15 protein-coding genes are annotated in these 13,794 nt (G+C 62.0%); 11 read left to right on the top strand and 4 right to left on the bottom strand.

Annotated features, from left to right (window positions below; genetic code table 11):
* Positions 1-53 precede the first annotated feature (53 nt).
* From QOM08_RS20430 to QOM08_RS20395, 8 genes are all read left to right on the top strand, one after another.
* On the top strand, positions 54-1,079 hold the full coding sequence (locus tag QOM08_RS20430; RefSeq protein ID WP_047230341.1) for an NAD(P)H-dependent glycerol-3-phosphate dehydrogenase: 1,026 nt from the start codon (positions 54-56) through the stop codon (positions 1,077-1,079).
* 30 nt (positions 1,080-1,109) lie between these two features.
* The gene (locus QOM08_RS20425; protein ID WP_047230342.1) at positions 1,110-1,457 is read left to right on the top strand and encodes a DUF4389 domain-containing protein; all 348 of its coding nucleotides are present in this window, start codon (positions 1,110-1,112) and stop codon (positions 1,455-1,457) included.
* Complete coding sequence (sixA, locus tag QOM08_RS20420; protein WP_047230343.1) at positions 1,454-1,906, top strand: phosphohistidine phosphatase SixA; 453 nt, start codon at positions 1,454-1,456, stop codon at positions 1,904-1,906. The genes QOM08_RS20425 and sixA overlap by 4 nt, the downstream gene beginning before the upstream one ends.
* 54 nt (positions 1,907-1,960) lie before the next feature.
* Entirely contained in the window at positions 1,961-2,404 is a 444-nt protein-coding gene (locus tag QOM08_RS20415) for a hotdog fold thioesterase (protein WP_047230344.1), read from the top strand.
* Positions 2,405-2,596: 192 nt separating this feature from the next.
* Complete coding sequence (locus QOM08_RS20410) at positions 2,597-3,391, top strand: alpha/beta fold hydrolase (RefSeq protein ID WP_188252030.1); 795 nt, start codon at positions 2,597-2,599, stop codon at positions 3,389-3,391.
* Positions 3,388-4,239, top strand: a complete 852-nt coding sequence (locus tag QOM08_RS20405; RefSeq protein ID WP_047230346.1) for an alpha/beta hydrolase — start codon at positions 3,388-3,390, stop codon at positions 4,237-4,239. Before QOM08_RS20410 ends, QOM08_RS20405 begins: the two co-directional genes overlap by 4 nt.
* Positions 4,240-4,382: 143 nt before the next feature.
* The gene (locus QOM08_RS20400; protein WP_047230358.1) at positions 4,383-5,189 is read left to right on the top strand and encodes a DUF4892 domain-containing protein; all 807 of its coding nucleotides are present in this window, start codon (positions 4,383-4,385) and stop codon (positions 5,187-5,189) included.
* A 62-nt stretch (positions 5,190-5,251) separates the two neighbouring features.
* Complete coding sequence (locus QOM08_RS20395) at positions 5,252-6,289, top strand: AI-2E family transporter (protein WP_316912052.1); 1,038 nt, start codon at positions 5,252-5,254, stop codon at positions 6,287-6,289.
* Between the two features lie 117 nt (positions 6,290-6,406).
* Here the strand turns inward: QOM08_RS20395 and xopAW are convergent, their stop codons facing one another.
* From xopAW to QOM08_RS20380, 3 genes are all read right to left on the bottom strand, one after another.
* Positions 6,407-7,132, bottom strand: a complete 726-nt coding sequence (xopAW, locus tag QOM08_RS20390; protein WP_076383817.1) for an EF-hand domain-containing protein — start codon at positions 7,130-7,132, stop codon at positions 6,407-6,409.
* A gap of 145 nt (positions 7,133-7,277) precedes the next feature.
* Positions 7,278-8,321, bottom strand: coding sequence for a sensor histidine kinase (locus QOM08_RS20385; RefSeq protein ID WP_047230349.1), 1,044 nt, complete (start codon positions 8,319-8,321; stop codon positions 7,278-7,280).
* Entirely contained in the window at positions 8,321-9,079 is a 759-nt protein-coding gene (locus QOM08_RS20380) for a response regulator (protein ID WP_047230350.1), read from the bottom strand. Before QOM08_RS20380 ends, QOM08_RS20385 begins: the two co-directional genes overlap by 1 nt.
* A gap of 291 nt (positions 9,080-9,370) precedes the next feature.
* Between QOM08_RS20380 and pyrF the strand changes: the two genes are divergently transcribed.
* Positions 9,371-10,069 carry an orotidine-5'-phosphate decarboxylase gene (gene pyrF / locus QOM08_RS20375; protein ID WP_160893102.1) on the top strand — a complete coding sequence of 233 codons (699 nt, stop codon included), beginning with the start codon at positions 9,371-9,373 and terminating at the stop codon, positions 10,067-10,069.
* 121 nt (positions 10,070-10,190) lie between these two features.
* Here pyrF and QOM08_RS20370 read toward each other — a convergent pair whose 3' ends face one another.
* Positions 10,191-11,195, bottom strand: coding sequence for an NADP-dependent oxidoreductase (locus QOM08_RS20370; protein ID WP_047230351.1), 1,005 nt, complete (start codon positions 11,193-11,195; stop codon positions 10,191-10,193).
* Between the two features lie 226 nt (positions 11,196-11,421).
* Between QOM08_RS20370 and QOM08_RS20365 the strand changes: the two genes are divergently transcribed.
* Together QOM08_RS20365 and QOM08_RS20360 are read left to right on the top strand one after the other, a co-directional pair.
* Positions 11,422-12,183: an SDR family oxidoreductase gene (locus QOM08_RS20365; protein ID WP_047230352.1), complete on the top strand. Its 762-nt coding sequence runs from the start codon at positions 11,422-11,424 to the stop codon at positions 12,181-12,183.
* A 206-nt stretch (positions 12,184-12,389) separates the two neighbouring features.
* A complete protein-coding gene (locus QOM08_RS20360; RefSeq protein ID WP_188252033.1) occupies positions 12,390-13,787 on the top strand; it encodes a PLP-dependent aminotransferase family protein in 1,398 nt (465 codons plus the stop codon).
* Positions 13,788-13,794: the final 7 nt, after the last annotated feature.

Below are 13,794 nucleotides of genomic sequence, written 5' to 3'. Positions count from 1 at the left end.
CCGCTCCGTATAATGCCCGGCATTGCCACTTGGTATGGATGAACGGATTGCATATGACTGAACAGCGCCCGATTGCGGTCCTGGGGGGCGGGAGTTTCGGTACCGCCGTGGCCAATCTGCTGGCCGAGAACGGCCACCCGGTGCGGCAATGGATGCGTGACCCGGAGCAGGCCGAGGCCATCCGGGTCAATCGCGAGAACCCGCGTTACCTCAAGGGCATCAAGATCCGCCCTGAAGTTGAACCGGTGACTGATTTGCAGGCCACCTTGCAGGACTGCGACCTGTTTTTCGTCGCCTTGCCGTCCAGCGCCCTGCGCTCGGTCCTGGCGCCCCATGCCGAACGCTTGAGCGGCAAATTGCTGGTGAGCCTGACCAAGGGGATCGAAGCCCAGACCTTCAAGCTGATGAGCGAGATTCTCGAAGAAATCGCCCCAAAGGCTCGAATCGGTGTGATTTCCGGGCCGAACCTGGCGCGCGAGATCGCCGAGCATGCGCTGACCGCCACCGTGGTCGCCAGTGAAGACGAAGAACTGTGCCAGCGGGTCCAGGCCGCGCTGCATGGGCGAACCTTCCGGGTCTACGCCAGTGCCGACCGTTTCGGTGTGGAACTGGGCGGGGCGCTGAAGAACGTCTATGCCATCATCGCCGGCATGGCGGTGGCGCTGGGCATGGGGGAGAACACCAAAAGCATGCTGATTACCCGGGCGCTGGCGGAAATGACCCGTTTTGCCGTCAGCCAGGGTGCCAATCCGATGACCTTCCTGGGGTTGGCCGGGGTCGGCGATTTGATCGTCACCTGTTCCTCGCCTAAAAGCCGCAACTACCAGGTCGGTTTCGCCCTCGGTCAGGGGTTGAGCCTGGACGAGGCTGTGTCGCGCCTGGGTGAAGTGGCCGAAGGAGTGAATACGCTCAAGGTGCTCAAGGCCAAGTCTCAGGAGTCCGGGGTCTACATGCCACTGGTCGCGGGGCTGCATGCGATTCTGTTCGAAGGGCGCACGCTGGAGCAGGTGATCGAACTGTTGATGCGCGGCGAGCCCAAGACCGACGTCGATTTCATTTCCACCAGTGGCTTCAACTGAGCCTCTATTGATCAGAAGCGGGAGCAAACCATGAGCGATCCAAAAGAGCAGGCCCGATACGAGTCCATCCTGCTGCGTGTGTTGTGGATGGTGATTTATCTGCTGGTCTGGCAGGTGGCGCAGTTCATCCTGGGCGCGGTGGTATTGGTGCAACTGATCTACCGGCTGATCTATGGCGCGCCCAGTGCCAGCCTGATGAACTTTGGTGACAGCCTGAGCCAGTTCCTGGCGCAGATCGGCCGTTTCGGCACCTTCCACAGCGACCAGAAACCCTGGCCATTCGCTGACTGGCCCACCCCGCGCACGCCGGAAGGTGAAGCGCCGCACGTGGTGGCGCCGGCTCCGCATCCGGTCCGGGACGAGGAGCCCAAGCTATGAAATTGTGGGTATTGCGTCATGGGGAAGCCGAGCCATACGGTGCCCGTCCCGACCCTGAGCGGGCGCTGACCGCTCACGGTCGCGAAGAAGCACTGCGCAGTGCCGCCGCGCTGATCGGCCAGCCGCTGAGCGCCATTTATGCCAGCCCGTACCTGCGCGCCCAACAGACCGCCCAACTGGTGCGCGAAGCCTTGGGCTTCGCGCCTGAGTTGATCACTGTTGATTGGCTCACGCCGGAAACCCGCCCGCAAAAAGTCCTGGAACAGCTGGTTGATCAGGGCGACGTGCTGCTGGTCAGCCATAACCCGCTGGTGGGCAGCCTGCTGGGCTTTCTGCAACACGGTCACCTGCAACAACCCGAACAGGTTAAAACGGCTGGCCTGGCCGAGCTGGAGGGTGACCTGCCGCTGGCCGGGGCGATGCAGCTCAAGGGCATTCAGCATCCCTGAGAGGTCTCTGGTCGCAGGGTTGAGCACAACAAAAAACATAAAGGAAGGACAACGATGAGTCTGTGGCGCACCACCCCCAACATCGAGCAACTGAACGCCGCCGGTAAAAACACCATCAGCGAAGTGCTGGACATTCGTTTCGAATCTTTCGACGACGAGTCCCTGACCGCCAGCATGGTGGTCGATCACCGCACCCACCAGCCATTCGGCCTGTTGCATGGCGGTGCATCGGTGGTGCTGGCTGAAACGGTCGGGTCCATGGCGGCCTATCTGTGCGTGGACACCAGCAAGTTCTATTGCGTGGGCCTGGAGATCAATGCCAACCACTTGCGTGCTGTGCGCAGCGGTCGGGTGACGGCCACGGCCCGGATGGTCCATCTGGGCCGCACCACCCAGGTCTGGGATATCCGCCTGACCAACGACGAAGGCAAAGTCAACTGCGTGTCGCGCCTGACCATGGCCGTGGTGCCGCTGGGTGAACAGCCGCCGGCGCGTTGAAACCCGAATGCATGTTTGTGACTGATGGGCCGCTCTTGTGGCGAGGGAGCAAGCTCCCTCGCCACGGGTTTACATCGCTCATACAACGCCATAGCCCAAGCCCGACTGTCATCATTGCTGTCAGTTACGGTCATTGCCGCGCCACCGGGATGTGCGGACAATCGGTTCCAGTTTCCCCATGGATCCACTGTCATGTCGCAACAGGTGTTTTTCGCCCACGCCAATGGTTTTCCCTCGGCCACTTACGGCAAGCTGTTCGCCGCGCTGGCGCCGCAGTACGAGGTCGCGCATCTGGAATTGCACGGCCATGACCCGCGTTTTCCGGCAGACGATAACTGGCACAACCTGGTGGACGAGCTCATCCATCACCTGGAACAACAACCTGAACCGGTGTGGGGCGTCGGCCATTCCCTGGGTGGCGTTCTGCATCTGCATGCCGCATTGCGCTGTCCACAGTTATATCGTGGCGTGGTAATGCTCGATTCGCCCGTGCTGACCCGCGCCGATCAGTGGGTGATCCTGGCCGCCAAGCGCCTGGGGTTCATCGATCGTCTGACTCCAGCGGGACGGACGTTGGGCCGGCGTGAAGAGTTCGCAGACCTGGAGTCGGCCCGGCAGTATTTTTCCGCCAAGACGCTGTTCCGCGGGTTTGACCCGGAATGCTTCGACGCCTACCTGCAACATGGCTTGCAGCAAGTCGGCGACCGCTTGCGGCTGCGCTTCGATCCGGCCACGGAGATCAGCATTTACCGCGGCGTGCCGCACACCAGTCCCGGCCGGGCCCGTATGCTCAAAGTGCCGTTGGCGGTGGTGCGCGGCCGGCAGAGTCGCGTGGTGATGCGCCATCACACCCGTTCGGTGGGTCGAATGCCCCATGGCGAATCCCTGAGCATGCCCGGCAGCCATATGTTTCCCCTGGAACGTCCGCAGGACACGGCCAGGTTGCTCAAGGATCTCTTTCAGCGCTGGGAAGGGCGCAGCTTATGAGTGGGGTTGAAGAAGTCCGTCTGAGCCTGCCCCACATTGAACTGGCGGCCCACCTGTTCGGGCCGGAGGATGGCCGGCCGGTGATCGCCTTGCACGGTTGGCTGGACAATGCGAACAGCTTCGCCCGGCTGGCTCCACGGCTTGAGGGCCTGCGGGTCATTGCACTGGACATGGCCGGTCACGGTCACTCCGGGCATCGCCCACCCGGTGCTGGCTATGCCCTGTGGGACTATGCCCATGATGTGCTGCAAGTCGCCGAACAACTGGGCCTGGCGCGTTTCGCCCTGCTGGGGCATTCCATGGGCGCCATCGTCTCGCTGGTGCTCGCCGGAGCCTTGCCCGACCGGGTCACGCACCTGGGGCTGATCGACGGGGTGATCCCTCCCACGGACAAAGGCGACAACGCCGCCGAGCGCATGGGCATGGCCCTGCAGGCGCAGCTGGATTTGCAACAAAAACGAAAACCGGTCTACAAAACCCTCGACCGGGCCATTGAGGCCCGCATGAAAGGCCTGGTGGCGGTCAGTCGCGAAGCCGCCGAATTGCTGGCCCAGCGCGGCCTGATGCCGGTGCCGGGAGGGTATACCTGGCGCACCGACAATCGCCTGACCTTGCCATCGCCGCTTCGCCTGACCGATGAGCAGGCCATGGCCTTCGTGGCGCGGGTCGCTTGCCCCGCGCATCTGGTGGTGGCTGCTGACGGCATGCTTGCCCGACACCCCGAGTTGCTGGAGCGTCTACCCTTCAGTCATGAACGGTTGCCCGGCGGTCATCATTTGCACCTGAACGACGAGGCTGGCGCCGCGCTTGTAGCAGACTGTTTCAATCGGTTCTTCACCGTTTCTTGACTTGCGCCTGGCAACTGTCGAGGCTGGGCGGGTTGAAAAAGGGAGACAACCATGACAGATCTCTGTTTAGCGGCCTCGCAGTGCATCGATGACACCGGCCTCACCCCAGAGACCCAGGCCATGCCGATCCGATGAAATTATCCATTCATTCACTCGCCTTGCTTACGCTGGCCTGCTTCAGCCCGGCATCGTTTGCCGCCGATGTTCCCGGCAGCCGGGACCTGGAGCGGGTGCCCCGCATGCCCGACGCGCAAATTGTCGATTACCGGCAAACCACTGACCTGGAGCGGATTTATCCCCTGGGTTCGATCCGCAAGATCAGCGGCCAGTTGCGCTTCGATGGGCAGGTCGATGCCCGTGGCAACACCACGTCGGTGACTTACGAACTTCCGCCGGAACACTCCGCCATCCAGGCCTTTACCGCTGCCCGCGAAGCCTTGCAGAAGCAGGACGCGCAACTGTTGTTCTGGTGCCAGGCTCGTGATTGCGGCGAAAGCAGCCTGTGGGCCAACGAAGTGTTCGGCAATGCCAAGCTCTATGGTGCCGATAACGGTCAGTCTTATCTGCTGCTGCGCCTGGCGCCGCCCGCGGATAACACACTGATTGCGCTGTATGGCATTACTCGCGGCAATCGTAAGGCTTACCTGCATGTCGAGCAGTTCGAGGCAAACGCCTCGCTGGGGAACCTGCTGCCCACATCGGCCACGCTGTTGCGCCAGCTCAAGGACACCGGCGTGCTGGACTTGCCGCGTCTGGTCGGCGAACCGGACGAAACCTGGTTGCGCCTGCTATCCCGGGCGCTGAACCTGGACACGGGTCTTCGAGTCACTGTCGCCGGACCCCAGGCCGAGGCCTGGCGGCAAGCATTGATCGATCAGGGGGTCCGGGCGGCGCGAATGGAGGCCGCCAGGGGCGATGCGGCGGGCCTGCATCTTGAGCTGCTGCGTTAAGCTGTTTCGGGTGACGTGCTTCACGCCGTCAGCCCGGCCCTGTTTTTATTTCGAGACCTGACATGCTCAATAACGATCGGCTGTTGGTGCAGATCCTGCTCCTGGTGTTGTTCGGTGCAAGCTTCTGGGTGATGGCTCCGTTCTGGTCGGCGCTGTTCTGGGGCGCGGTGCTGGCGTTTGCCAGTTGGCCGCTGATGCGCCTGTTGACCCGCTGGGTCAATGGTCGTGAGTCGCTGGCGGCGGCTTTGCTGACCGTAGGCTGGATGTTGCTGGTGGCGGTGCCGCTGGTGTGGCTGGGCTTCAACCTGGCTGATCATGTACGCGACGCCACGGCATTTATCAAGAACGTGCAGGTCGATGGCCTGCCTGATCCCCCGGTATGGCTGGCGGGCTTACCGCTGGTGGGGGGGCGGTTGGTGGGCATCTGGAACAGCATCGATCAGCAAGGTGCAGCCATGATGGTGTCCGTCAGGCCGTACCTGGGTCAGGTCGGCAACTGGCTGCTGGCTCGCAGTGCCCAAATCGGCGGTGGCATTCTCGAACTGACCCTGAGCATTGTGTTTGTGTTCTTTTTCTACCGTGACGGCCCGCGCCTGGCGGTGTTCGTGCACGGGTTGCTGGAGCGTCTGATCGGCGACCGTGCCGGTTACTACATCGAACTGGTGGCCGGTACGGTGCAGCGTGTGGTCAACGGCGTGATCGGCACCGCGGCGGCCCAGGCGGTGCTGGCGCTGATTGGTTTCCTGATCGCTGGCGTACCGGGGGCATTGGTGCTGGGCATCGTCACCTTCCTGCTCAGCCTGATTCCCATGGGGCCGCCCCTGGTCTGGATCCCCGCCACGGCGTGGCTGGTGTGGAAGGGCGAATACGGGATGGCGGTGTTCCTGGGGATCTGGGGCACCTTCATCATCAGCGGTGTGGACAACGTGCTCAAACCCTACCTGATCAGCCGTGGCGGAAACCTGCCGTTGGTGATCGTATTGCTGGGGGTGTTCGGTGGCTTGATTGCCTTCGGCTTCATCGGACTGTTCATTGGCCCGACCCTGCTGGCGGTGGCCTACAGCTTGCTGACGGACTGGAGCAAGAGCCAGGCGCGATAACCCCACTCCTGAGACCAGCACCAACCTTTTTGTAGTGAGGGGATAGATCCCCTCGCCACCAATGGGCTTCGATCCAGCAGGCAAGCCTGGCTCTGAAAAACCAGGCTTGCCGGTCAATCACGTCGCCACGTTCAGGTATTTCCCCACGGGGGCGACATCATCCAGCGAGTATTGTCGACTGAGGTTGGCGATCATCCTGTTCAGCGCTTCACTGACATTGGTCTGGTCGGTGGAGCTGTCGCTGGTGCGGTTGGCCTGTACCGCGCTGGTCAGTTCGCTGGTGCCGGTGTTGCTCTGACCATCGGCATCGAGCTGGCTGAACAACGCCTCACTGGAGGCCTGTTGTGGCGGTGGCGGGGGGAGGCTGGCGGCGAGTTCGTCGAGGCTGACGGTACCGTCTTCATTCTCGTCCAGAGCCGAGAACAGTTCCTGGCTGTCGGCAGCGCTGCCGGCGCTCGCCAGACCATTGCTCAGCTCCTCGCTACTGACCTCGCCATCACCGTCGGCGTCCAGGGCGCTGAGCAGCGCATCGGCCAGTTCAGTCGTCGGCGCCTGGTCCCGTGGCGGCGGAGGCGGTGGCGCCATCGCGGCTATCTCATCACTGCTCAGGTCACCGCTGCTGTCGCTGTCCAGGTCGCTGAAATTGTCGCTCAGGCTGACCAGGATGCCGTCGTCACTCTTCTGCGACAGGGCCGTGCTCAATTCTTCCTGATCGACCGAGCCGTCGGCGTTGCTGTCGAGTTTGCTGAGCAGCTCCTTTTGAAACTGCTGGCTGCGGGCACTGCTGGTCGCGGTACTGCTGGTGCTGGTATAGGGCGAGTAACTGCTGACGCTACCGATCATGGGCGCTCTCCTTGGGCTGGAATGCCGGTGGGTGCACCGGCTTATGCAGCGTCGGCGGGGCAGTTGTCGTGGGTGTGTGGAGTTTGTACCGGCGGGTGTACAAACTCAGCCCCCGACGCGGCTCCCACATGGGATTGAGGTGGTTTCAGGCGCGGGGCAAACGGATCACCGCCGTCAATCCGCCCCCTGGCGTTTCTTCCAGGCTCAATTGCCCGCCCAAGCGTTCGGCGGCTTCCCTGGCGATGGTCATGCCCAAGCCGACACCGCCGGAGTTGCGGTTGCGTGAGCCTTCCAGGCGATAGAAGGGCTCGAACACTGCTTCGCGTTTATCCGCCGCAATCCCGGGGCCGTGGTCAATCACCCGAATCACTACCTGGTCGCGCTGGTCTTGCAGCGTAATCAACGCATGGCCGGCGTAGCGCAAGGCATTGTCCATGAGGTTGTTGATACACGAGCGCAACGCCATCGGCTGCACCTGTAACGGCGCGCAACCACCGCTGGCTTGCACGTCGGCACCCTGGTCCTGGGCGTTTTCGCTCAGCGATTCCACCAACGCCTGCACGTCCATCCATTGCAGCGCTTCGCTGGTGCGTTGCTCGTGCAGGTAGGTGAGGGTGGCGTCGAGCATGCCAATCATATCGTTCAGGTCCTGACGCATCTGGCCCTGCAGCTTGATGTCATCGATCTGTTCCAGGCGCAGCTTGAGCCGTGAAAGCGGAGTGCGCAGGTCATGGGATACCGCACCGAGCATGCGCGAACGCTGCTGCACCTGCTCGCGAATTCGCTGTTGCATGAGGTTGAACGTATGGGCAGCCTGGCGTGCCTCCCGAGGGCCGGTTTCTTCCAACGGTGGGCTGTCGAGGTTTTCGCTCAGGCGTTCGGCGGCATCGCTCAGGCGCTGGATTGGCCGGGTCAGCAGTTTGGCGCCGTACCAGGCGGCGACGATCAGGCACACAAACTGAAACGTCAGCGGTACCACCGGCCCACCGAACCATGGGCGCGCAGGGCGGTTGGGTGGGGGCCCCGTGGGCCCAGGGTGCTGGCCTTGCCGGGAAAATTCGGGGGGTGGTCCCAAAGGCGGTTTGTCGTATTGAGAAAACCAGGCAAAGGCCAACAGGTGCGCCAGGACGATCGCCAGTAACAGCACGCCAAACAGGCGGCCGAACAAGGTGTCTAGGCGCAAGCGCATCAGCCGATGTCCCGGGCGTCGAACAGGTAGCCTTCGCCGCGCACGGTCTTGATCAGTTGCGGCGCCTTGGGGTCGTCACCCAGCTTTTGGCGCAGGCGCGAAACCAGCAGATCGATGCTGCGGTCGAACGCCTCGATGGAGCGCCCACGGGCGGCATCCAGCAACTGTTCGCGGCTCAGTACCCGGCGCGGTCGTTCGATGAACACCCACAACAGCCGGAACTCGGCGTTGGACAGCGGCACCACCAGCCCATCGGCGGAGATCAACTGGCGCAGTACGCTGTTGAGTCGCCAGTTATCGAAGCGAATATTGGCCCGTTGCTCGGTGCGGTCGTCGCGTACCCGGCGCAGGATCGTCTGGATCCGCGCCACCAGTTCCCTGGGTTCGAACGGCTTGGCCATGTAATCGTCGGCGCCCAGTTCCAGGCCGATGATGCGGTCGGTGGGCTCGCACCGGGCGGTGAGCATCAGGATCGGGATGTCTGATTCGGCGCGCAGCCAGCGACACAATTGCAAGCCGTCTTCGCCCGGCAGCATCAGGTCGAGCACAACCACGTCGAAATGCTCGGCCTGCATCGCCCGGCGCATGGCCGCGCCATCGTTCACGCCGCTGGCGCGTATGTTGAAACGGGCCAGGTAGTCGATCAGCAGCTCGCGGATCGGCACATCGTCATCGACGATCAACGCCCGGGTACTCCAGCGCTTGTCATCGTCGGGCGCTTTTTGATCGTCAGAATTTGCAACAGGGGTGTTCTGCATGGATGCATCATCTGCCAGATAAGCTGCCAACCGCAAAGAAGGCGGCGAGGTTGAGGCTTCAGCATAGGCTTCGTGCCGCTAGGCGTGAAGCGCTGAAAGGACGGGGTTGCGGCGCCAGACGGTAGCGTGCCGGCGTGTTGTGCGCGTGTCATGAGTGTATCGACTTCGACACAAAGGCCGGCATCGTCCATGCTGTCCGGACGCGATGAGGATTTACCGATCATCGGGTCCCGCACGGGCGCTGGTTCCGCTACAATGCGCGCCGATTTCGACTTGCCTGAGAGCCCACTCATGTCCGCCTGCCAGACGCCCATCATCGTTGCCTTGGATTTCCCTACCCGTGACGCCGCCCTGAAGCTGGCCGACCAGTTGGACCCCAAGCTGTGCCGGGTCAAAGTCGGCAAGGAGCTGTTCACCAGTTGCGCTTCGGAAATTGTCGGGACCCTGCGTGACAAGGGTTTTGAAGTATTCCTGGATTTGAAATTCCACGATATTCCCAATACCACCGCCATGGCCGTCAAGGCGGCCGCCGAAATGGGGGTGTGGATGGTCAACGTGCATTGCTCCGGCGGCCTGCGCATGATGGCGGCCTGCCGTGAAGTGCTGGATCAGCGCAGCGGGCCGAAGCCGTTGCTGATCGGCGTGACCGTGCTGACCAGCATGGAGCGCGAGGACTTGGCCGGTATCGGCCTGGATATCGAGCCTCAGGAACAGGTGCTGCGCCTGGCGGCGCTGGCGCAGAAGGCTGGCCTGGACGGTCTGGTCTGCTCGGCCCTGGAGGCCAGCGCCCTGAAAGCGGCGCACCCGTCGCTGCAACTGGTGACCCCGGGGATTCGCCCGGCGGGCAGCGCCCAGGACGATCAACGCCGCATCCTGACCCCGCGTCAGGCACTGGATGCCGGTTCCGACTACCTGGTGATCGGCCGACCGATAAGCCAGGCGGCTGATCCTGCCAAGGCACTGGCGGCCGTAGTCGCCGAACTGGCCTGATCAGACCTGAAGATCCCTTGTGGGAGCGGGCTTGCTCGCGAAAGCGGTGTGTCAGTTGGCAAAAATGGCGCCTGACGATCCGCCTTCGCGAGCAAGCCCGCCCCCACAGGTGTTTTTGTGACTAGACCTTCAATACCAACTTCCCGAAATTCTCCCCACTGAACAATTTGGTCAGCGTCTCGGGGAATGTCTCCAGTCCTTCAACGATGTCTTCCTTGCTCTTGAGCTGCCCCTTGGCCATCCAGCCGGCCATTTCCTGCCCGGCGGCGGCGAACTGAGAGGCGTAGTCCATGACCACGAAGCCTTCCATGCGCGCCCGGTTGACCAGCAGCGACAGGTAGTTGGCCGGGCCTTTCACCGCTTCTTTGTTGTTGTACTGGCTGATGGCACCGCAGATCACTACGCGGGCCTTGAGGTTCAAGCGGCTGAGCACCGCATCGAGGATGTCGCCGCCGACGTTATCGAAGTACACATCCACGCCTTTGGGGCATTCGCGCTTGAGACCGGCATGGACGTCTTCATTCTTGTAGTCGATGGCGCCATCGAAGCCCAGTTCATCGATCAGGAATTTGCATTTGTCAGCCCCGCCGGCGATGCCCACCACGCGGCAACCTTTGATCTTGGCGATCTGCCCGGCGATGCTGCCCACCGCACCGGCGGCACCCGAGAGCACTACTGTCTCGCCGGCCTTGGGCGCGCCCACGTCCAGCAGGGCGAAATAGGCGGTCATGCCGGTCATGCCCAATGCTGACAAGTAGCGCGGTAATGGCGCCAGTTTCGGATCAACCTTGTAGAAACCACGCGGCTCGCCGAGGAAATAATCCTGCACACCCAGCGCACCGTTGACGTAGTCACCGACCGCGAAGGCCGGGTTGTTCGAGGCGACTACCTGGCCTACGCCCAAGGCGCGCATCACTTCTCCAATGCCTACCGGCGGGATGTAAGACTTGCCTTCGTTCATCCAGCCGCGCATGGCCGGATCCAGGGACAGATATTCGTTCTTCACCAGAATCTGGCCGGCTGCCGGCTCGCCGACCGGTACTTGCTGATAGGTGAAAGTCTCGCGGGTCGCAGCGCCTACCGGGCGTTTGGCGAGCAGGAACTGGCGATTGGTCTGGGCAGTCATGGCTGGCACTCAAGATGAATGAAGCCTTGTTGATAGACCTTCGAAGCGTTTGTCGCAAGGTTTGCTGATGCAGCGAATGCAGTTTGATCGAGCCCAGTGATAATGGCGCCGGGGCCGTTATCACTGGCGCCCATGAATACCCAAACGGCAATTGGATAGTGCTGCCGCATCGTCCGGACCTGTGACTAGACTGGCGTCATCTCCCGCACTCTTCGAGGATTTGACAATGAGCATGACGTTTTCCGGACAGGTCGCCGTGGTCACGGGCGCAGCCGCGGGCATTGGCCGTGCGACCGCCCAGGCATTTGCGGCAGAGGGCCTGAAAGTGGTGGCGGCCGACCTGGACGTGGCGGGCGGCGAGGGCACAGTGCAGTCGATTCGTGAGGCGGGCGGTGAAGCGCTGTTCGTGCGCTGCGACGTAACGCTGGAAAGCGACGTGCAGAACCTGATGAGCGAAGTGATCAATGCCTATGGCCGGCTTGATTACGCCTTCAATAACGCCGGGATCGAAATCGAAAAGGGCAAGCTGGCCGACGGCACCCTCGATGAGTTCGACGCCATCATGGGCGTCAATGTGAAGGGCGTCTGGCTGTGCATGAAGTATCAATTGCCTTTGCTGCTGGCCCAAGGGGGCGGTGCCATCGTCAATACCGCCTCGGTAGCGGGTCTGGGGGCGGCGCCGAAGATGAGCATTTATGCAGCGTCCAAGCACGCGGTGATCGGTCTGACCAAATCGGCGGCGATTGAATACGCCAAGAAGAAAATCCGCGTGAACGCGGTTTGCCCGGCGGTAATCGACACCGACATGTTCCGTCGTGCCTATGAAGCGGATCCGAAAAAAGGTGAGTTCGCCAACGCCATGCACCCGGTAGGACGCATCGGCAAGGTCGAGGAGATCGCCAGCGCGGTGCTGTATTTGTGCAGCGATGGCGCTGCATTCACCACCGGTCATTCATTGGCGGTGGACGGCGGCGTCACGGCTTTCTGAAGAACGTTGTATTTAGCGTGTAGGACTAGGCCCGCACTTGTTGTGGGCTTTTTCTTTGGGGGTTAAAAATGCCCCGTGTCAGCCCCTGAATGTGTTTCAAAGGGTGAGAATCGACCGTTTTGGTGACGTTGTCGTACATCGTCTAGAGACGGCCTGTGCTTAACTGTTTCCAGAGATAAAACAGTTGCTTAGGAGCTTGGTTACTCATGGAGTTGAGAATCGACCGGCAGGCCCTGGTGCCTGTCGTGCAGCAAATTGTCGACGCGCTGGCCGGCTGGATTCGACAGGATGCGGTGCAACCGGGAACCCGACTGCCCTCCATTCGCCAATTGGCCCGGGAGAATTTGCTCAGTCAGTCCAGTGTCAACGAGGCGTGTGAACGCCTGGTGGCCCAAGGGGTGTTGGCGGCGCGCCATGGTTCGGGTTTTTTTGTCGCGCCGCCCCCGTCGTCCAGCTACGAGCCCTCTGACAAAGACTGGCTGGAAGACACGCAGATCACCCAGGAAAGCGTGCCCCATAGTTCGCAGTGGGAACTGACGCTGGGCTGTGGCGGGCTGCCCGAGAGTTGGCGCGAAAGCGATGATCTGGGCTACGCGATCCGTCAGGTCACCCGCACCGATATGGCAGGGCTGTTCAGTTACAGTACGCCGATGGGGCTGCCCGCTCTGCGGGAGCAACTGTCCAGGCGCCTGAAACAATTCAATATCCACGCCGATAAAAACCTGATCCTGACCACCACGGGCGCGACCCACGGTCTGGACCTGATTGTGCGCACACTGCTTGAGCCTGGATGCTGCGTTGTGGTGGAGAGTCCGGGGTATTCGAAGCTGTTCGACCTGCTCAGGTTTCATGGCATCGACATGATCGAACTGCCCAGGACTCCGCGCGGCCCGGACGTCGATGCACTCCAATGTCTCTTGGCGACGCATCGGCCCAGCGCTCTGTTCGTCAACAGCGCCTGCCACAACCCGACCGGCAGCAGCCTGGCCCCGGTCGTGGCCCAGCAACTGCTGCAACTGGCGAAAAAGCACGCCATGTTGGTGGTCGAAGACGATGTCTATGCCGACTTCCAGAACTCAACCCGGACCCGACTGGCAGCGCTGGATACCGACGTGGTGTACGTGGGCAGCTTCTCGAAAACCCTGAGCAGCTCATTGCGAGTCGGTTTCGTCGTGGCCGGATCGTCTGTCATCGCACGCTTGAGGGACGTCAAGGGCATTACCAGCATGGGCAGTTCACGCTTCTGTGAGTCAGTGCTGGCCAATCTTCTGGCCAGCGGCGCCTATCGCAAACTGGTCCAGCGTCAGCGCCAGCGTTTGAGTGCCGACATGGCAGCGGTGTTGGAGGTGCTAGAGGATGCGGATTGGGAAGTGTTTGGCAGGCCGGCCGGCGGGCTGTTCATTTGGGCGCGTCCACCGTTATGCGACTACGCTGCATTGCAGCGCTTGGCCAAGCGGTTCGGTGTGGTGCTTTCTTCTCGTACAGCGTTCAGCCCGTCGGGTGCTGTCAGCGACTGGCTGCGGATCAACGTGGCCCACGCCTGCGATTCGAGGGCCCAGGCATTCTTCCGCGCGGCGGCTCTGGATCGACCTCAATTGTCCTGAAAACGAC

It is taken from the genome of Pseudomonas sp. P105, assembly GCF_032614175.1.
Classification (GTDB): domain Bacteria; phylum Pseudomonadota; class Gammaproteobacteria; order Pseudomonadales; family Pseudomonadaceae; genus Aquipseudomonas; species Aquipseudomonas rhizophila.
Note: the sequence above shows the minus strand (reverse complement) of the source record. Positions and strands in the feature narration are given on the sequence as shown.